20 protein-coding genes are annotated in these 17408 nt (G+C 61.4%); 8 read left to right on the forward strand and 12 right to left on the reverse strand.

Annotated features, from left to right (window positions below; all coding sequences use genetic code 11):
- Nucleotides 1–17 precede the first annotated feature (17 nt).
- Nucleotides 18–434: an SAM domain-containing protein gene (locus FHX03_RS34685; protein WP_246699301.1), complete on the reverse strand. Its 417-nt coding sequence runs from the start codon at nucleotides 432–434 to the stop codon at nucleotides 18–20.
- A gap of 160 nt (nucleotides 435–594) precedes the next feature.
- On the opposite strand from FHX03_RS34685, the gene FHX03_RS27900 reads away from it, so the two are divergent.
- A complete protein-coding gene (locus FHX03_RS27900) occupies nucleotides 595–1227 on the forward strand; it encodes a hypothetical protein (protein WP_183856427.1) in 633 nt (210 codons plus the stop codon).
- A 41-nt stretch (nucleotides 1228–1268) separates the two neighbouring features.
- Here FHX03_RS27900 and FHX03_RS27905 read toward each other — a convergent pair whose 3' ends face one another.
- Entirely contained in the window at nucleotides 1269–2186 is a 918-nt protein-coding gene (locus FHX03_RS27905; RefSeq protein WP_183856560.1) for a DMT family transporter, read from the reverse strand.
- Between the two features lie 72 nt (nucleotides 2187–2258).
- Between FHX03_RS27905 and FHX03_RS27910 the strand changes: the two genes are divergently transcribed.
- The gene (locus FHX03_RS27910; RefSeq protein ID WP_183856429.1) at nucleotides 2259–3188 is read left to right on the forward strand and encodes a LysR family transcriptional regulator; all 930 of its coding nucleotides are present in this window, start codon (nucleotides 2259–2261) and stop codon (nucleotides 3186–3188) included.
- Between the two features lie 15 nt (nucleotides 3189–3203).
- Here the strand turns inward: FHX03_RS27910 and FHX03_RS27915 are convergent, their stop codons facing one another.
- The 6 genes from FHX03_RS27915 to FHX03_RS27940 form a co-directional block, all read right to left on the reverse strand.
- Nucleotides 3204–3674, reverse strand: a complete 471-nt coding sequence (locus FHX03_RS27915) for a GNAT family N-acetyltransferase (RefSeq protein WP_183781312.1) — start codon at nucleotides 3672–3674, stop codon at nucleotides 3204–3206.
- A gap of 90 nt (nucleotides 3675–3764) precedes the next feature.
- Nucleotides 3765–4286 (reverse strand): DUF992 domain-containing protein, encoded by a 522-nt coding sequence (locus FHX03_RS27920; RefSeq protein ID WP_097627832.1) that lies wholly within the window; start codon nucleotides 4284–4286, stop codon nucleotides 3765–3767.
- A 418-nt stretch (nucleotides 4287–4704) separates the two neighbouring features.
- Entirely contained in the window at nucleotides 4705–4869 is a 165-nt protein-coding gene (locus FHX03_RS27925) for a DUF1328 domain-containing protein (RefSeq protein ID WP_003571841.1), read from the reverse strand.
- Nucleotides 4870–4969: 100 nt separating this feature from the next.
- On the reverse strand, nucleotides 4970–5560 hold the full coding sequence (locus FHX03_RS27930) for a hypothetical protein (protein WP_183856562.1): 591 nt from the start codon (nucleotides 5558–5560) through the stop codon (nucleotides 4970–4972).
- 69 nt (nucleotides 5561–5629) lie between these two features.
- A complete protein-coding gene (locus tag FHX03_RS27935) occupies nucleotides 5630–6016 on the reverse strand; it encodes a VOC family protein (RefSeq protein WP_097627833.1) in 387 nt (128 codons plus the stop codon).
- A 104-nt stretch (nucleotides 6017–6120) separates the two neighbouring features.
- Complete coding sequence (locus FHX03_RS27940; protein WP_183856431.1) at nucleotides 6121–7743, reverse strand: ABC-F family ATP-binding cassette domain-containing protein; 1623 nt, start codon at nucleotides 7741–7743, stop codon at nucleotides 6121–6123.
- 143 nt (nucleotides 7744–7886) lie between these two features.
- Between FHX03_RS27940 and FHX03_RS27945 the strand changes: the two genes are divergently transcribed.
- Entirely contained in the window at nucleotides 7887–8216 is a 330-nt protein-coding gene (locus tag FHX03_RS27945; protein ID WP_097627835.1) for a DUF6665 family protein, read from the forward strand.
- Between the two features lie 98 nt (nucleotides 8217–8314).
- Complete coding sequence (locus FHX03_RS27950; protein ID WP_097627961.1) at nucleotides 8315–9181, forward strand: aldose 1-epimerase family protein; 867 nt, start codon at nucleotides 8315–8317, stop codon at nucleotides 9179–9181.
- A gap of 82 nt (nucleotides 9182–9263) precedes the next feature.
- Here FHX03_RS27950 and FHX03_RS27955 read toward each other — a convergent pair whose 3' ends face one another.
- Nucleotides 9264–10847, reverse strand: a complete 1584-nt coding sequence (locus tag FHX03_RS27955; RefSeq protein WP_097627836.1) for a DHA2 family efflux MFS transporter permease subunit — start codon at nucleotides 10845–10847, stop codon at nucleotides 9264–9266.
- A 24-nt stretch (nucleotides 10848–10871) separates the two neighbouring features.
- Nucleotides 10872–12056, reverse strand: a complete 1185-nt coding sequence (locus tag FHX03_RS27960; RefSeq protein WP_183856433.1) for an HlyD family secretion protein — start codon at nucleotides 12054–12056, stop codon at nucleotides 10872–10874.
- A gap of 135 nt (nucleotides 12057–12191) precedes the next feature.
- Here FHX03_RS27960 and FHX03_RS27965 point away from each other — a divergent pair, with 135 nt between their 5' ends.
- The gene (locus FHX03_RS27965) at nucleotides 12192–12839 is read left to right on the forward strand and encodes a TetR/AcrR family transcriptional regulator (protein WP_097627838.1); all 648 of its coding nucleotides are present in this window, start codon (nucleotides 12192–12194) and stop codon (nucleotides 12837–12839) included.
- A 65-nt stretch (nucleotides 12840–12904) separates the two neighbouring features.
- Here the strand turns inward: FHX03_RS27965 and uxuA are convergent, their stop codons facing one another.
- Both uxuA and FHX03_RS27975 read right to left on the reverse strand, forming a co-directional pair.
- Nucleotides 12905–14092 carry a mannonate dehydratase gene (uxuA, locus tag FHX03_RS27970; protein WP_097627839.1) on the reverse strand — a complete coding sequence of 396 codons (1188 nt, stop codon included), beginning with the start codon at nucleotides 14090–14092 and terminating at the stop codon, nucleotides 12905–12907.
- 44 nt (nucleotides 14093–14136) lie between these two features.
- Nucleotides 14137–14856, reverse strand: a complete 720-nt coding sequence (locus FHX03_RS27975; protein ID WP_183856435.1) for a GntR family transcriptional regulator — start codon at nucleotides 14854–14856, stop codon at nucleotides 14137–14139.
- 144 nt (nucleotides 14857–15000) lie between these two features.
- On the opposite strand from FHX03_RS27975, the gene FHX03_RS27980 reads away from it, so the two are divergent.
- The 3 genes from FHX03_RS27980 (at nucleotide 15001) to FHX03_RS27990 (ending at nucleotide 17309) form a co-directional block, all read left to right on the forward strand.
- Nucleotides 15001–15402 (forward strand): DUF2934 domain-containing protein, encoded by a 402-nt coding sequence (locus FHX03_RS27980; RefSeq protein ID WP_097627962.1) that lies wholly within the window; start codon nucleotides 15001–15003, stop codon nucleotides 15400–15402.
- Between the two features lie 37 nt (nucleotides 15403–15439).
- A complete protein-coding gene (locus tag FHX03_RS27985; RefSeq protein ID WP_097627841.1) occupies nucleotides 15440–15691 on the forward strand; it encodes a hypothetical protein in 252 nt (83 codons plus the stop codon).
- Between the two features lie 343 nt (nucleotides 15692–16034).
- Nucleotides 16035–17309: an O-antigen ligase family protein gene (locus tag FHX03_RS27990; protein ID WP_183856437.1), complete on the forward strand. Its 1275-nt coding sequence runs from the start codon at nucleotides 16035–16037 to the stop codon at nucleotides 17307–17309.
- The last annotated feature ends 99 nt before the right edge of the window (nucleotides 17310–17408 follow it).

A 17408-nucleotide genomic window follows, 5' to 3' on the forward strand; every position in this document is an offset into this window, starting at 1 on the left:
TGGCCACCCGAAATAGGCTAGCACGCCATCGCCGAGATATTTCGCGACGTAGCCCCGAAGCGGGTGACGGCGCCGGCGACGCTATCCTGATAACGGCGGGTCAACTCGTGCATGTCTTCCGGGTCGAGCTCTGCTGACAGCGCTGTCGACCCGACCAGGTCGCAAAAGAGCACGCTGAGCAGTCGCCGGTCGGCCGCAGCTTCGGATACGGCCTCGGTAGCGGCCGACGCAGGAGGCTGTTCGTCCGACCGTTGATCCGCAAGTTGGTTTATGGCAGCTAGAATAATCTTCCGATGCCCCAGCGAGACACCGAGCTCCTGGAGGTCGGATTCGGCAAGATGAGGGAGCGCTCGCAGATCCACGTCATTCTCGATGAAGGTGTCGGCGTACTTGCCGAGACCGAGTTGACCTAGCCAATCCTCAATCGTCTGCATCGACGTTGATCCTGCTCCACCGTTCTTAAAAATACCACGAACGCCGGTGTCGTGCCACGCCGTGGCGCAGGAACTGTTCGTCTTGGCGGGAAGCGAGGACTCACTGTATCAATTGTGGTGATCGTTGACGGGGCCGCGCCTTGATCCCATCTGTGTGCGCATGGCGAAAAACAAGAAGAATGACATACCTCCTCTGCTCGAAACGTGGACGCTATCGCCCGCGGCCACTCTAGGGTCTTCCGTGCGCGCCAAGGGCATCCTCTTGGAAATCCGTGCGCGCCTCCCGTCGTCCATGCGAAAATCGCTGGATATCAGCGGGAGGTTTTTGACGCTGGCAATGCCTGAAAACGCAAGGAGCGAGTTTCGGCATGCCTCGGCGATCATTGCGAAGTCGCTCGAAGGCATCGAAAGCCTGCCGGTCATCCCGCGCGAAATCGAGGACATCCTCACAATCTCAACGACCGAGAGACGTCGCTGGCTAGAGGACGGCCGTCTGCCCAGCGGGGGAACGCGAACCGTGAAGCTTCGGGGCCGCGCCAGGCAGATCACCTTCCACGTCTTCGAACCACAGATGGTCGAGGATCTGCTCGACCGGGGCGCTGTCGAAGAGTGGCGCGAAGAGGACGCCGCGGCTGCCATGGAAAACAGGCGGAATGCTGCCTACAAGGCGAAGCTGACGCGTTCCCTGAAGGAGGACAGCAAGGCGACTGCGGCATCGCAGGACGTCACCGACGAAGCGTCCGCAAAGCTGCGGGGCTGGAAAGAGTTTGGGCGGGACGGGCTGCTCCGCTAGGTCTGGATGAGACCCCGATCACCTTCCGGGGCAAATTGCGCCTATCGCTTCCGCATCACATTGACAACGAGCACACCGAGGATCGCCATGACGCCGCCGACTGCACCGAGCGCCGTCGGCGTCTCGCCCAGCCAGACGAACCCGATCAGCGTTGCGACGGGCGGGACGCCATAGAGGAAATTCGAAGCGCGGGCGGCCGTAAGTCGCTTCAGCGCGATCGCCCAGGTGAGGTAGCCGATCGCCGTCGGGAAGATGACGAGATAGGCAACACCCCAGTTCACCTCCGCCGGGGCGGCGGCCAACGCCTGGACCGTTGCCGGGACAGCCGGAAACAGCGGCACGGAACCGATCAGGAGGATCCAGGCGGTGACGGCTAGCGCCGGCAGCCGACCGAGCAGCGGCTTCTGCAATACGCTGGCGATCGCCGAGCAGAGCGCTGCGCCAAGGATGAGGACGGCATTCGGATCGAGCCTGAAGCCGCCGTCTGAGGCGACCGCGATCAGCGCCACGCCGCCGAAGGAAATGGCGGTGCCCGCCCAGCCCCAGCGGCCGAAGCGCTCGCCGAGCGCGAATGTGGCGATAAGGGCGGTGAAGACCGGCATGGTGTTGATGATGAAGCTCGCCGGCCCTGCTGCAACAGTCTGCTCGCCGGTGTTCAACAGAACCGCATAAGCGGCGATGAATAGCACGGCGGCAACGGAAAGACGGACGAAATCGCGTTTTTCCGGTATCGGCCGATAGCTGGCGAGATAGATCAGAGCGATGACTCCGGCGGCAACGTAACGCGCCGTCGCCAGCTCGATCGGCGTCAGCGGTCCGAGGCAGACGCGGATCACCACGAAGGAAGACGCCCAGAAAAGGATGGTGACGACGATCGCGGCAAAGGCCACCAGATCCAACCCACCTTGCTGTTTCGTCGATATCGGTGCGCTTGCCGCCATGCTCATTTTCGCCTCCATATGTTCCTGCGACAGTGAGTAGCCCTTCGACGCGTGCTTGAAAAGCATCGCAATCGATGATCAAATGTGTCTATGGTTCACAGCTCCCGGGTTCTTCCGCCGCTCGATACACTTGAGACCTTTGCCCGCGCTGCCCGGCTCGGATCGTTTTCCGCCGCGGCCGAGGAAAGCGGCATCACTCATGGCGCGGTGTCGCGGCAGGTCTCGCGCCTCGAGCGCTGGATGGGGGTGCGGCTTTTCGCACGCGAAGCCAGAGGTGTGCGCCTGACGCCGGAGGGCATGCGGTTTTTCGCGCGGGCAGAGGAAGCGCTTGCGCTGCTCGGCAATAGCGGCGAGCGCTGGCTGCCTCGCCGCAACAAGGCGGTGGTGCGTCTTTCGGTGACGCCCTCCGTCGCCTCGTTGTGGCTGTTTCAACGTCTGCCGAAGCTCGAAGGAAACGAGCTGCATGTCGAACTGACGCTCGAACACCGGCTGGCGGATTTCGGCGAAGGCACGGACCTTGCCATCCGCTGCGGCAAAGGCCCTTGGGCCGGCGTGCGCGCCTTGCCACTGTGGCAGGAAAAGTCGTTTCCGATCGCCGCCCCGGCGCTGGCAGACCGGCTTGGCCAGCGATCCGACGCTCTTTCGCTGCTGGAACTGCCAATCCTGCACGATTCCAATATCGAAGGCTGGCGCCGCTGGCTCGCCCGCGAGGGCGTCGACTATACGCCACGCGGCCATGACCGCCGCTTCGAGGATTACAATCTGGTGATCGATGCCTGTGCGCAAGGGCTCGGCATCGCGCTCGCCCGGCCGCCGCTATCGGATGCCGCGCTGGCATCCGGGCGCGTCGTCGCCGTGTCGCCGCGGACGCTCGATTATCATGTGGCCTTTCATCTGATCCGACCGGACGATGCGCTCAGAAGCCCAGCCATCGAATTCGCCAGCCGCTTCCTGCGCGAGGCCGGCCATGATGAGGCGACGATCGCCGCTTTTGTCGCACCCGGCCGGACGAAAACTTAAGCGGAGAATTCTTCGTTACTCCGCCGGAAACTGCAGGCGCATTTCCTTGGCCAGTTCGAAACCGGCGGCCCGATAGACCGGCTCGCCGGCATCCGAGGCATGGATGACGGCTGTAGTGCAGCCGATCGATTTCAGATAGTCAGCGGCCTTGTTGGCCAGCGCCGATGCGATACCGCGCCGGCGAAAGGCGTCGGCAACATAGACGGACCAGATGTAGCCGTGCAGCCGCTGTTCTTCCCGGATGACCTCTGGAAATGGCGATTGGTGCAGCTGACAGGATGCGGAACCGGCGATTTCACCGTCGACGATGGCAAGGAACGACGTCAGACGCCGCTCCTCGCGGCCGCTTCTGATGAAAGACAGGATCCGCGCCGCCGCATCGGGCCTGTAATGTTCCGGTGGCGTACCGTAGCTGACCCAGATCTTCAGATAGTGCCCCACAAGGACCTCGTCCTCATCGGGCGTTGCCATTCGAATATCGATCATGTCGTAATCCGGCTGGGCTGCGAACACGAAATCGGCCTCAATGACGTGACGCTCCCTGCCGTCCGCGGCAGGGAGCGTCAAAAAGCCATATCAATTGTCGGCCGTCAACGTCATCGAGGCGCTGCCGGCGGCAACATTGAGGCCGAGCTGGCCGGTCAGGCTGACCGTCTGCAGATGGATCGAGCCGGAAGTGCCGCCGACTAGCAGATTGGCGCCGACACCGGCGCCGAGCGTCGCCTCGGCGGTGGCGCCGACATAAAGGCCGGCGAGCGATCCGCGGTGATAACCGGCCGTCGGCGCGAACACCGCCCAGATCAGGCGGCTGCGCGTGGTGAAGCCAAGGTCGATGCCGAGCTTTCTCACTTCGCCGGTATAACGATCCGAAAGCTCATTGCCGACGGTCGACTGGAAGATGCAATCGGCCTCCTTGGAGGAACCGAGCACATAACCCGTCCCGCCGCCGATATCGCAGGTGAGGTAACCGATCTTGACGCCATTGCGCAGGTCCGGCTCTTCATATGTCCTGGTGACGAGGTCGGCGGCATTGACCGCCCCTGCGCCGACAACCGTCAACGATACCGCGGCAAACGCCGTCGCAAGAATTTTATTCATAAGTCTCTCCTTCTCAAATCGTGACGGGAGCATACCCGGCTACTCGCCACCAGATTCGGCAACAGATAACGGACGGGACCGCAAAACGATCCGATCCCGCACCATTTTCGCATCGCAAGTCAAAGCGCCTGGGAGGCGCAAGCGACAAACAGGTTTACGGTTCAGCCCCCAATGGGACATTTCGAAGGCACTAATTCACGCCATCCGGTTATTTCATGATGTTGTCAGGAATGGTTGCCGGAAAGGCACGGTCCTGCTTGCCGTCGACACTTCGCGGACGGCATTCATGCAGCGGCTCATGCGGATTTTGCAGGGGCCGACCGCAACCGGGAACCGTCAGTGGTGGGGACGTCAAAGGTGGCAACAAAGAAAAACCCGGCGATGTGTTCGCCGGGTTTTTATACTTGTTCGATCCGGTTTATACTCTTCGCATAAAGCGCATGACGAGAGATACGACGAACAGCACCAGGAAAATAAAGAACAGAACCTGGGCAATAGAAGCTGAAGCACCTGCTATACCGCCAAATCCGAGGACGCCGGCAATCAAGGCCACAACGAGAAACACCAGAGCGTAATAAAGCATCGCGATCTCCTTTTACGTTGCTGCTCACATAACGGAAGCCGCCCCATTTGGTTCCCTGTCCCTCTCACGGCCTGCGCATGCAACGTCGCATCGGCCCGGTTCAGCCGAAATGGAAGGCGCCGCTGAACATCCGGTCGCCTTCATTCGGCTCGGGAGGTTCGGCTGCATCGAGATAGGCCTTGAGCGGCCCAGTCAGGACGAACCAGATGCTCGCCCCCAGCATGAAACAGGCTCCCGCCGGATCGTCGATGCGGGCGATGAAGGGAAGGCAGGCGGAGGAAAACAGGACGATGATCCGCACCGACCACTCCGCCTCACGTTTGGCGATGGCGCGCGCTCTCAGTGACTTGTATTCCCGGGCGCCGTAGCCGCCTCCCCTCGCCTTCACCGCCGAAAGCAGTTTTCGTGCTGACGGCAGCGCCAGCATGATCAGCGCGGTAACACCGAGCGCGAAAGGTTTGCCGGCCAGGACTTGCCCGCTGGCGATCAGGAGAAAGGCGAGCACGACGAGATTCCATGTCGGCTCCAGCAGCTCCGGCGGTTGCCGTGTGCGAAGATGCCAGCTCCGCAGCAAGCCCGCCGCGCCGTGCAGTAGCGGCTGATCGATGTAGCGATTGATCCAGTCCATGCCGATGCGCCCGTCCCCGATTGCATGAAGAGGGCTCCGAACACCACGGAATTTGGTCATCATCGTGGCAATAAGCACCGAAACCGTCCTCCGCGTGAAGGAAGCGGCCCGCCAAGGCATTGGATGCAATGTTTAGCGCAGTTCCTGCGCAACCTCCCAGACATGGCCGGACGGATCCGCAAAAGCGGCCGTGCGGCGGCCCCATGGACGATCGATCGGACCGTTGAGCAGTGTTACACCAAGCTTGCGCAGCTCCGTGCAGACCGCATCGACATTGTCGACCTTCATCGTCAGCAGGACGCGACTGCCCGAGCCGGATGCCGCCACCGTCGAGGGCTCGACCAGCTGCGGCGCTTCGGTCACCTGGAGCAGATTGACCATCGTTTCCGAAAACTTCAGCACCGAGCAGACGTCGTCCTGATAGACGACATCGGCGGCAAAGACCTTTTGGTAAAATGCCCTCGCCGCGTCGATCTCGTCGACGAACAGGGTGATGACCTCGATCCTATCCAGCAGCATGGGCAGTTCTCCTCCGTTGCTCCGACCATCCGACCGATATCGCCGGCCGGCTCGTTGCTGGTCGCTTCGGCGCCGACGGTTTCGACATGCCGCACAAAATAATCTCAGCTCCTGAGACCCGGCGCCTCGTGGCCGGTGCGCGCCACATATTCGGTATAGCCGCCGCCATATTGATGGATGCCCTCAGGCGTCAGCTCCAGCACCCGGTTGGAGAGTGCGGCGAGGAAATGCCGGTCATGCGAGACGAACAGCATGGTGCCCTCATATTGCGAGAGCGCCTTGATCAGCATCTCCTTGGTGTCGAGGTCGAGATGGTTCGTCGGCTCGTCGAGCACCAGCAGGTTCGGCGGGTCGAACAGCATCATCGCCATGACCAGCCGCGCCTTCTCGCCGCCCGACAGCACGCGGCACCGCTTCTCGACATCGTCCCCGGAAAAACCGAAACATCCGGCAAGCGCCCGCAAAGGCCCCTGCCCCGCTTGCGGAAACCGGTCTTCCAGCGCTTGGAAGACGGTATGCTCGCCGTCGAGAATATCCATGGCGTGCTGGGCGAAATAGCCCATCTTGACGCTGGCGCCGAGAGCGACGCTGCCTTGATCAGGCTGGGCGGTGCCCGTCACCAGCTTCAGCAGTGTCGACTTGCCGGCGCCGTTGATGCCCATGATGCACCAGCGCTCCCGCCGCCGCACCATGAAATCCAGCCCTTCATAGATGCTTCGGCTGCCGTATTTCTTGTAGACGTTCTTGAGGCTGACCACGTCCTCGCCGGATCGCGGCGCTGGCTGGAATTCGAAGGAAACAACCTGGCGGCGCTTGGGCGGCTCCACCCGGTCGATCTTCTCCAGCTTCTTGACGCGGCTCTGCACCTGCGAGGCATGTGACGCCCGCGCCTTGAACCGCTCGATGAACTTGATTTCCTTGGCCAGCATCGCCTGCTGGCGTTCGAACTGGGCCAGCTGCTGCTTCTCGTTCTGTGCCCGCTGCTGCTCGTAGAATTCGTAATCGCCCGAATAGGTCGTCAATGCGCCGCCATCGATCTCGATGATCTTGGTGATGATGCGGTTCATGAACTCGCGGTCGTGGGAGGTCATCAGCAGCGCACCTTCGTAGCCTTTCAGGAACTCCTCCAGCCAGATCAGGCTTTCGAGATCCAGATGGTTGCTCGGCTCGTCGAGCAGCATGACATCGGGGCGCATGAGCAGGATGCGGGCGAGCGCCACGCGCATCTTCCAGCCACCCGACAGGGCTCCGACATCGCCGTCCATCATTTCCTGGCTGAAGCTCAGGCCGGCGAGCACTTCTCGGGCGCGTCCTTCGAGCGCATAACCGTCCAGCTCCTCGTAACGCGCCTGCACCTCGCCATAACGCTCGATGATCTTGTCCATGTCGTTGGCCTGCTCGGGATCGGCCATGGCCGCCTCGAGCTCACGCAATTGCTCGGCAACGACACTGACCGGGCCGGCGCCGTTCATCACCTCGGCGACGGCACTGTGGCCCGCCATTTCGCCGACGTCCTGGTTGAAATAACCGATGGTGACGCCCTTTTCACAGGAGACCTGCCCTTCGTCGGGCTGTTCCTCACCGTTGATCATCCGGAAGATCGTCGTCTTGCCGGCGCCGTTCGGGCCGACGAGACCGATCTTCTCGCCTCTATTGAGCGCTGCTGATGCCTCGATGAAGAGGATGCGGTGGCTGAGCTGCTTGCTGATATTCTCGATACGAATCATGATGTGCGTGGGAGCCTGGGAAAGAGATTTTGCCGCGCTTATGCCATGCTGGGAAATCGGGGGATAGTCCCGTTTCCGACCCTCTCGATCTGCACGTTTGATTTGGATATTATTGCCGCTCGCGCCAACGGAGACCTGTGCCAATGAGCGTTCGTCCGCCGCAGTCCTTCAGACAATCCGAGCAGGACAGAAACGGTTTCAACGTCCTCGAATACGAGTTGATGTCGGAACGCGCCGATGCGCTCGGGCGTCACGGGCTGAAGGTGGAGTCAACACTTGCCGCGCTGAAGGCTTGGACCGCCGACCGCCAGAGTGCCGAAGAACGCGAGACACTTCTCGATGCAGCGTCCGACGCGGTATGGGCCTTCTTCATCCAGCGTGAGATCTGCGGGCTCAGAAACAACCGCGACGCCATTCAGCGCTACGGCATTCCGAACGAGGTAATCGCGAGATTGGGCGCGGTGCGGAAATAACGCGTTGCGACGGCGGAGGCAGCTCCCTTCCCTATTGAGTGGAAATCAACGGCGCAGAACGATATGGCTTGGTGCCGAACCAGCGAAAGGGAATTGCGATGCCAAGCTCAATCCGGATTGGAAACCAGCATCTCACTGTCGACGTCTCCTCCCTCGGGGCCGAGATGCAGGCGCTCTCCACCAGCGACGGGCGCTCATGGCTGTGGACGGGCGATGCGGCCTTCTGGAGCGGACGGTCGCCGATCCTTTTCCCGATCGTCGGCAAGGCGCCGGACGACAAGATAACAATCGACGGCACGATCTATCCGATGGCTCAGCATGGTTTTGCCCGCCGCAGCGAATTTGCGCTTGCGGAAACCACCGCGACAATGTGCCGATACGAACTGGTCACCTCGGCGGCCACCCAGGCTGTTTATCCCTTCGACTTTCAGCTAGCTGTGACCCATGCGATCGAGGGACGCGCCTTGACGGTGACGGCAGAAGTTACCAACCGCGACCAAAAGGCGATGCCGTTCGGCCTCGGGTTCCATTCGGCCTTTGCCTGGCCGCTGCCGGGTGCTGCCGGGCACGCCCATGTCGTTACGCTCGACAATAAGGGCGAGCCGCCGCTTGTGCGGCTGCAGGGTGGCCTTATCAATCCTGTGCCGCTGCCCTCGCCGTTCAAGGATGGCCGGCTGGTGCTCGATCACGCAATGTTTGATGCGGATGCGATGATCTTTCCGCAAGGAGCGGGCGAACGCTTAAGTTATAGCGCCGAAGACGGGCCGACCATGCGGTTCCGGTTCGAAAATCTGCCCAATCTTGCCCTGTGGACCAAACCGGGTGCACCCTTCCTTTGCATCGAGCCCTGGCATGGAACGGCCGCGGAGGCTGGGAGCTCGGGCGAGCTTTCGAAGCGGCCCTCGACGACGATCCTGGCACCGGGCGCGATCGCTCGCTTCGCCTTTACCGTCGAGATTTTATGATAGAAGGTCGCGCGCCCGACAGAGCGCGCGACGCAGGCTTTTCTCCGGCGGCAGTATTTGCGGCTATAGCTGGAGGCAGTTGTCAGTGCGCGCCGGCGCCAGCGCCAGCCCGCGGCTTCTGGGTGAGCAGCAGGGCGACGGCAGCAATGGCAAGAACCACGCCGATGACGGCGAAGGTATCGGCGAAGCCCAGGATGAGCGCCTGGCGCCTGACGATCTGACCGAGAGCGACAACGGCCTTCTGCCCGGCGAGAGCGGGGTCGGAAATGCCGTGCTGCATGAAATAGGCGGTCGTTTGTGCAAGCCGGTCGCGAACCTCATCGCGGCCGAGCGTTACCGACTGGCCGATGATGTTGGAGTGGAACTGCTCGCGCTTGGTCAGCACCGTGCCGAGCGTTGCCGTGCCGACGGCGCCGCCGAGATTGCGCAGCATGTTGGTCAGGCCCGAGGCGGCGGCTGCATCTGTTGCCGCGATACCGGCGGTGGTGATGGCGGTGATCGGCGTCAGCACCAGCGCCTGGCCGATGGCGCGAACGATGTTCGGGATCCAGAACTGGTCGCCTGCGGTATCGGCCGAAAGCGTGACGTTCATGAAGCAGCTGATCGCGAAGATCGAGATGCCGAGAAAGCCGATGTAACGCGCATCGAAGCGCTTCATCATCAGCGGAACGAGCGGGATTAGCAGCAGCTGCGGCAGACCGGTCCAGGCCAGCACCATGCCGATCTGCTCGGCATTGTAGCGCTGCACCTGGCCGAGATATTGCGGCAGGATATAGACGGTGCCGAAGAGGGCGACGCCCACCAGCACGTTGACGGCAACGCCGATGCCGAAATTGCGCTGCGTCAGCAGGCTGAGCTTGACCAGCGGCTTCTTGACGGTCAGCTCGATCCAGATGAAGGCGGCAAGGAAGACGAAGGCAAGGATGCTGAGCTTGACGATGAAGGGCGAGGAGAACCAGTCCTCCTTGTTGCCTTCTTCGAGAACCGTCTGCAGCGCCGAGAGACCAATCGCCATGGTGATAATTCCCGCCCAGTCGCCTTGCCTCAGCAGGTGGAGCTGCATCGGCTGCTTGTCGAGCGTCAGCGCAAGAGCCACGGCCATGATCGCGCTCGGGATGGCGTTGATGAAGAAGATCGTCTGCCAACCGTAGTTTTCGGTGAGATAACCGCCGATGGTCGGGCCGATTGCCGGCGCGAAGGTGACCGAGAGCGCAAAGATCGCCAGGCCGAGCGGCTGCTGCGGTTTCGGCAGCTTGGTTAGCACCATGGTGAAGGCCATTGGGATCAGCACGCCGCCGGCAAAACCCTGCAGGCCGCGCAGCACTATCATCGTGCCGAGATCATGGGCGAAGGCGCAGGCGATCGAAAACAGTGGAAACAGGATCGAGTTGACGAGGATATAGCGGCGGAACGAAAACACGCTGCTAAAATAGGCCGTCAGCGGAATGACGACGATCTCGCCGATCAGGTAGGAGGTGGAGATCCACGCACCGTTGTCGACCCCTGTTCCGATGCCGCCCTCGATATCGAGGAGGGAGGCATTGGTGATCTGGATGTTGAGGATCGCCATGAAAGCGCCGATCATGCCGGCGAGGACGGCGATCCATTCCCTGGTGCTGGCGCGCGGTTGCGGAATGGCCCCAGCGGTGGCTGCAATGCTGGACATGACACGATCTCCTGGTCCCTGCGCTTAGTTGCGGCTAGCATTGGCCTTGGTGTCGATGCTCGGTTGGACGGACATGCCGGGACGCAGGTCGGCATTGGCAGTTTGCCCATCCAGGACGATCTTGACGGGGATGCGCTGCACGACCTTGGTGAAATTGCCGGTCGCATTGTCGGGAGGCAGCAGCGCGAATTCCTGGCCGCTTGCCGGAGCAAGGCTGTCGACATGGCCGCGATAGATGCGGCCCGGGAAGGTATCGACCTCGATATCGACCGGCTGGCCGGCCCGAACATCGGTAAGCTGCGTCTCCTTGTAGTTGGCGATCACATAGACGGCGCTCGTCGGCACGACCGACATCAGCTGGGTGCCGGCCTGCACATACTGGCCGGCACGTAGTGTCCGGTTGCCGATAGTGCCGTCGACAGGTGCGGCAATGGTTGCGTAGGAGAGGTTCAGCTCAGCCTGATGCAGGACGGCCTGGTTGCGCGCAAGGGCCGCCTTAGCCTGGGCGAGTTCGGCATTCAGGAGATCGACCTGCTTAACGGCGGCATCGAGAGCGGCGCTGTCGCGAACAATGGTCGCCTGAGCCGCGGCGATGGCGGAAGCCGCCTGCTGCGCCGTCTGCACCGGCGCATAGCCGTTGGTCGCGAGGTTGGCATAACGCTTGTTGTTTTGTTCGGCAAAGGTCTCATTGGCCTTGTCGACTTCGACCGTGGCGCGCGCGGCGGCAATCGTCGACTGCTGTATATCGAGCGAGGCCTGCTTGGCGTTGAAGGTCGCTTCGGCCGCAGCGACATCGGCCTTGGCCTGGTCGAGGGCAGCGCGGAAATCGCGATCGTCGATGCGGGCAAGCGGCTGGCCAGCCTTGACGACCTGGTTATCGCTGACCAGCACGTCGGCGATATAGCCCGATACCTTCGGTGCGACGGTGCTATTGTCAGCCTTTACATAGGCATCGTCGGTCGCGATCTCGAAGCGGCCGACGGTCCAGTAGTTATGGCCGTAGTGAGCTGTGGCGGCGATCAGGACGATGGCGGTTGCGCCGAGCAGCAATCCGCGGCCGGCGCGCTTGCGGGCGGGAGGCTCTGACACGACGGCAGGTTCGACGATGTGCGGTGTGCCGCCGGCATCAAGGGTTGCGGGGGCGGCTTCCGCCGTGGTCTCCGGGACAGGTGCGTTGTTGTTCAAGGCCTGCAGCGTTTTGACGGACATTGTCTCTCTCCTGGGAGTGGTCGCTGTCGCTATCGGCCGCGGCCATTGAATTCAGGTGGAATGCACTTTGGAAACTTGCTGTTTTCCAAAATATGTATTAGAAAATGGATGTCAACGAGAATTTGGAAAATTGTCATGGTCCAAAATCACGAAATCGAGAAGAGGCCACGAGGCCGACCGCAAGTCCGTTGCGACGACGATACGAGAAGCGTGATCATCGAGGCGGCCAACCGGCAGTTCCATGAGAGCGGTTATGCCGCCGCAAGCATCGCTGCAATCGCACAGGACGCCGGGGTTTCGACCAAGACGCTCTACCGCCTGTTCCCGACGAAGGCGGATCTCTTTTCCGAAATGATCACGGAGCGCACGGGACGCTTCGTCACGGCGCTCGACCCCGGCACACTCGCCGTGGCGGACCTGAGGCAGGGATTGGAGCGCATGCTGACGGCCTATGGCATGCTGACGCTCTCGCTGGATACGATCACCGTGACCCGGCTCGTCATCAGCGAGTCGGACCGTTTTCCCGAAATCGCCACCAGCTTCTATGAGAAAGCCATTGTCAGAACCAACACGCTGATGGAGAACTGGCTTCGCAAGCAGATCGACCGCGGGCTGATAACCCTTGAGGATCCGCATGCCGCCTGCGGCATGCTGCGCGGCATGATGATTTTGGAGCCGCAGCGCGCCGCGATGCTGCGTCAGCAACAGCCGCCTGGGATTGAAGAGATCGCCGCAAGGGCGAGGATGTGCACAGATCTGTTCTTGAAGGGCTGCGCGCTCTGAAGCGTCGATTGGGCTTCAGAGCGCGACGATTTCCGCTAAAGGCGCGACGCGGCGTCCGGGTCGCCTCAGTTCGGCGGAGCGCCCAGCGCATGCAGGATGCCGCGCAGTTCGGCGAGGCCGCGCATGCGGCCGATCGCCGGGTAACCGGGGGTGACGGTCTTATCGAGATCGTCGAGCATGCGGTGGCCATGGTCCGAGCGGAAGACGATGGTGTCCTCTGCACTGCGGCGCTTATCTTCCGCGACCAGTTCCCTGAGCACCGCGACCATGTCGACATCGCCTTCGAGATGCGCGCTTTCATGGAAGGTCCGGCCGTCGCCCTCGCGGGTCGTGGCACGCAGGTGGGCAAAGTGGATGCGCGAGGCGAAGCGCCGGGCGATCGCCGGCAGGTCGTTCTCGGCGCGTACGCCGAGGCTGCCGGTGCAGTAACACATGCCGTTTGCTGGCGATGGCACGGCATCGAAGAGAGCGGCATAATCGTCGCCCGTCGAGGCGATGCGGGGAAGACCGAACAGCGAACGCGGCGGATCATCGGGATGCAGCGTCAGTTTGACGCCGCGGGCCTCGGCAGCCGGGGTTACCGCCTCCAGGAATTCAATCAGATGCCGGCGCAGCCGTGCGGCGTCGATGCCGCTATAGGCGACCAGCTTTTCCCGGAAGGCTGGAATGGTCAGAGGCTCGGTGGTCGAACCAGGCAAAGCCGAGGTGATGATACGGGTGATCTCGGCGATTTCCTCTTCCGACATCGCCTCAAAGACGACACGGGCCCGTTCGCGGTCTTCCGCGGAATATTGCTTTTCCGCATCCGGCCGTTCCAGAACGAAGAGGTCGAAGGCCGCGAAGCGCTCATGATCGAAGCGCATGGCGGTGGCGCCCGTCGGCGTCACGAAGTCGAGATCGGTGCGGGTCCAGTCGACCACCGGCATGAAATTGTAGCAGACGATCGGAATATCGCAGGCGGCGACTGCTTCAAGGCTGGCGATCCACGCCTCGATTTCAGCCTTCGCCTCCCCGCCCTTGCGCTTGACGGCATCGGGGATCGGAATGCTTTCGACCACCGACCAGACCAGCGGCGAACGGTTGCCAGGCGTCGTCTCGATCAGAGACTGGCGCTCGCGCACCTCCTTTTCCGTCCAGGCCCTGCCGATCGGCACCTGGTGCAGCGAAGAGACGATGTTGGTCGCGCCCGTCTGGCGGACATCATCGAGCGTCACCGGCGCTTCCGGCCCAAACCATCTCCAACCTTGCCGCATCCTTCTTCCTTCCTTGGCTTTTCGTTTCGTGTCTGGATCTGCCGTCAGCAGAAATAATCGGGGTAGCGCGAGCGCAGCTCGTCGACATCGGGAATGACGGCGCTCAGGTGATGGATCATTGCAGCACGTGCCGCCGCCGCATCATGGGCGGCGAGCGCATCGCGGATGATGATATGTTCGTGCACCACATTGTCCATTCGCCCGAGCACCGGCAGCGTCAGCCGCCGCGCCCGATCGATCTGCACCTTTACCGTCTTCAGGATTGCCCATATGCCGGGATAACCTGATATCTGCGCGATCGCTTCGTGAAAGGCCTCGTCCTCTTCATGGAAGCCCGAGGCATTGCCGGTTGCGGCATGCGACCGCTGCCGGGCGATGATGGCGTCGAGACGGTCAATATCGGCAGCGGTGGCAGTCAGAGCAGCAGTCTCGACGGTCGTGCCTTCGAGCGCCTTGCGCACGACGACCGCTTCAGGGATCGCCGAGACCGGCACCCGCGACACGACGGTACCCGACTGCGGATAGATATCGACCAGCCCGCTTTCAGAAAGCCTCAGAAGCGCCTCGCGGACCGGTGTGCGGCTGACGCCGAAATCCTCGGCGATGCGCTTTTCCTGCAGTGACATGCCAGGCGGCATCCGAAGGGAAACGATATTGGCATGCAGGCGCTCATAAATGGCGCCCGCGGTGGTGACCCGGCGCAGCCTGCCGCCGATCTCTTGCGACGGGACGACCAAAACCTTGGTTTCTGACGGCTGCGGCATAACATACCCGGACTCTGAAGTTTGCTTGGCATACTAGTATACCAGTTATCACAGCCCTGCCAAGCTATTCCCTGAGCTAATGAGTAGACACTCTTTTTGGAACTTAGATCGACCGAGTTGGTTGAAATCCGCAAGGAGACGCTCATGAAAAACCCAGCACGACGCAAGGCAAGCGAAACCAAGGCACTCGGCGCCCAGCCGGAATTGCCATCTGCCGCGGACACACGCGGACGGAAGAAGGTTCGGCAAGCCGCAAGCGAAATCGACAGGCAGAGTGGCGGATCGCCGTCAGCGACCCGCGAGGAGGAAATTCGAAAAAGGGCATATTCCCTCTGGGAGAAAGAAGGCAGGCCGGAAGGCCAGCACCGGCATCATTGGGCCCTGGCCGAGCATGAACTCGATGCACGGGGCGAAATCGGCAATACTCCCAATCTCGCAGCACTGCGGGAGGCCGGGCGCGAACATACCGATGCCTTCCTCGTCAAAACGGATCTCGAAGATGCCGATCAACGCGAAGCCTCCCCCGGCACGCGCGAGCAGAGTTGAACGTCTCCCTCCAGCTCATTTCAGGAAAGGTCCCGACATGGCCGACAAACAAAACTTGAACGCCGGATTTACCGGAACACCCGCCGAGCAGCCAGAGGGGTTGACCAAAGCTGCGATATCGGCCGCCGATGGGGTGAAGCGGGAGGCCTACGCCGTCGTCTCCGGCGCAAGGGCTCACCCGCAAACCGCAACCGCCTTGGTGCTCGGCACCGGCATTCTTGCATTCGGCCTCGGCTATCTCCTCGGTCGATCATCGACCGATAATATGACACGCCGCTATTGGCGATAGCCGTTACTGCCGCGAGGTCCAAGCCGACCGTACGACCGCGACCTTCGCATCATCTCCGGCGATGCATCGCGCCCGCACTGCGTCCTCGGGCGTGACGTCGAGTTCGGCGATCTCATGCGAAAATAAATGCCGCCAAACCTCCGGCCAACCTGCACCTCAAACGTGTCTACTGCTGAAGCTGGCGATATGTCGGATTGCGACATTCCATGGAAGCACCTTCGCCCATAGATCCTGTTGCTGGAATACCACGAGGCTTAAAGCCATAGATTGCGCGCAATCCCCTGCTTGACAGGCGTGATCACGATCCTTAGCGAAGCGGCATGAGCGTGGTCAGGATCGGCAAGTGAAATACCTCAGACAACTGAAGATAGCAGTGCTCTATCCCGAAAATGGGGCGGGAAGCGCACTAGATCGGAACAACCGCATTGCGGTGTTTCTGTTCGCAATCCTTCCCGGACTTTCGCCGAACTTTAACTCGTTCATTCTTCTCGGATCGATGGTGTGGGGTCTCTGCTGTCTGGCTACGGGCGGCCTGGCCTTGAACCTGTCCAAATCCGACCGGCTGGTTGCCATCGGCATCTCGATCTACCCATTGGTGATGATCGCGAGCATATTCGTCAATCCACCCTACTCCGAAGAACTGGACTGGATATTCCGGCTGCTGCCTTTCTTTTCGGTCTGGCTGTTATTGCCGCGAATGCGCCACTCCCCCGATGGCCGCCTTGTGCCGCTTTTCATCCTCGGCGCAGGTATCGGCATGATCGTTACCTTTCTTTTCAGTCTGCTGCAGATCATGTTCCTGATGGAAAGAGCGGAGGCCGGGACATCGAACGCCGCGCTGCTGGGCGTCATAGGCGTTCTCTTCGGTGGAATCGCGCTTCTCAACGTTCAATCACCCAAGAGTGTCGAGCAACGAATTGCCATACTGGGATATGCCGCCGGTCTGGGCTGCGTCCTACTATCGGGAACGCGCTCGGCCTGGCTGGTCATTCCCGTTCATATCGTCATCTTTCTCTGGTATTTTCGCAAACACAGTTTCCATCTGAGCTTGCGCAGCCTCGCCATTACCGGCTCTTTGCTGTTTGCTGGACTTATTGCCCTGGGCAGCGGCCAAATCCTTCATCGCATCGAAGCGCTGCAGCAAAACATGGCATCGCTCGAACGCAGCGACGGCGAGGTCACATCGCTGAGTGCACGGTTTGCTCTTTACAAAGGCGCAGTATCGGCAATCAGCAAGGACCCGTTGACGGGATATGGTCCGCAAAACCGGATGGCTTCGGTGTTGGCAGAGCTGCCCGACAGCCTAAGGCCGCAACTGACCTATTCCCATGTTCACAACGGTTTTTTGACCGCGGGGATCGACGCCGGCATTTTCGGCATTGCAGCGCTTTCGCTGATGCTCGCGACACCCGTAATCGGCGCCTGGAGAAAGGAAGCCGGGCCGGGCCGGGATCTGGCCATCGCGCTCGCTTTGCTGCTCGTCAGCAGCTACGTTATAACCGGCAGCTTCGGCATCATGTTCAATCAGAAGGCCCTGGATCCGATCTTCGTCTATCTCGTCGCTCTCATTTGCGTCGATCGCGGCAGCACGGGCTTTGCGCCCGTCGTTCGAAGCTAATTGCCTGTCGCCCGCGGAAGTGGGCGGCTATGGATGACGGCATGTATAAAAACTAAAGCGCATTGCATAAATCAGGTTTGACGCAGACGCGCTTCGTCG

This window comes from Rhizobium sp. BK456 (genome assembly GCF_014194045.1).
Taxonomy (GTDB): domain Bacteria; phylum Pseudomonadota; class Alphaproteobacteria; order Rhizobiales; family Rhizobiaceae; genus Rhizobium; species Rhizobium redzepovicii.

Excerpts from the sequence above, each read along its gene's own strand:
- FHX03_RS27960 (WP_183856433.1), bottom strand. The coding sequence starts at position 12,056 with ATGTCCGTCAAAACGCTGCAGGCCTTGAACAACAACGCACCTGTCCCG.
- FHX03_RS27975 (WP_183856435.1), bottom strand. The coding sequence starts at position 14,856 with ATGCCGCAGCCGTCAGAAACCAAGGTTTTGGTCGTCCCGTCGCAAGAG.
- FHX03_RS27900 (WP_183856427.1), top strand. The coding sequence starts at position 595 with ATGGCGAAAAACAAGAAGAATGACATACCTCCTCTGCTCGAAACGTGG.
- FHX03_RS27905 (WP_183856560.1), bottom strand. The coding sequence starts at position 2,186 with ATGGAGGCGAAAATGAGCATGGCGGCAAGCGCACCGATATCGACGAAA.
- FHX03_RS27965 (WP_097627838.1), top strand. The coding sequence starts at position 12,192 with ATGGTCCAAAATCACGAAATCGAGAAGAGGCCACGAGGCCGACCGCAA.
- FHX03_RS27915 (WP_183781312.1), bottom strand. The coding sequence starts at position 3,674 with ATGATCGATATTCGAATGGCAACGCCCGATGAGGACGAGGTCCTTGTG.
- FHX03_RS27950 (WP_097627961.1), top strand. The coding sequence starts at position 8,315 with ATGCCAAGCTCAATCCGGATTGGAAACCAGCATCTCACTGTCGACGTC.
- FHX03_RS27940 (WP_183856431.1), bottom strand. The coding sequence starts at position 7,743 with ATGATTCGTATCGAGAATATCAGCAAGCAGCTCAGCCACCGCATCCTC.
- FHX03_RS27945 (WP_097627835.1), top strand. The coding sequence starts at position 7,887 with ATGAGCGTTCGTCCGCCGCAGTCCTTCAGACAATCCGAGCAGGACAGA.
- FHX03_RS27925 (WP_003571841.1), bottom strand. The coding sequence starts at position 4,869 with ATGCTTTATTACGCTCTGGTGTTTCTCGTTGTGGCCTTGATTGCCGGC.
- FHX03_RS27920 (WP_097627832.1), bottom strand. The coding sequence starts at position 4,286 with ATGAATAAAATTCTTGCGACGGCGTTTGCCGCGGTATCGTTGACGGTT.
- FHX03_RS27930 (WP_183856562.1), bottom strand. The coding sequence starts at position 5,560 with ATGATGACCAAATTCCGTGGTGTTCGGAGCCCTCTTCATGCAATCGGG.
- FHX03_RS27910 (WP_183856429.1), top strand. The coding sequence starts at position 2,259 with ATGGTTCACAGCTCCCGGGTTCTTCCGCCGCTCGATACACTTGAGACC.
- FHX03_RS27955 (WP_097627836.1), bottom strand. The coding sequence starts at position 10,847 with ATGTCCAGCATTGCAGCCACCGCTGGGGCCATTCCGCAACCGCGCGCC.
- uxuA (WP_097627839.1), bottom strand. The coding sequence starts at position 14,092 with ATGCGGCAAGGTTGGAGATGGTTTGGGCCGGAAGCGCCGGTGACGCTC.
- FHX03_RS27935 (WP_097627833.1), bottom strand. The coding sequence starts at position 6,016 with ATGCTGCTGGATAGGATCGAGGTCATCACCCTGTTCGTCGACGAGATC.
- FHX03_RS27980 (WP_097627962.1), top strand. The coding sequence starts at position 15,001 with ATGAAAAACCCAGCACGACGCAAGGCAAGCGAAACCAAGGCACTCGGC.
- FHX03_RS34685 (WP_246699301.1), bottom strand. The coding sequence starts at position 434 with ATGCAGACGATTGAGGATTGGCTAGGTCAACTCGGTCTCGGCAAGTAC.
- FHX03_RS27985 (WP_097627841.1), top strand. The coding sequence starts at position 15,440 with ATGGCCGACAAACAAAACTTGAACGCCGGATTTACCGGAACACCCGCC.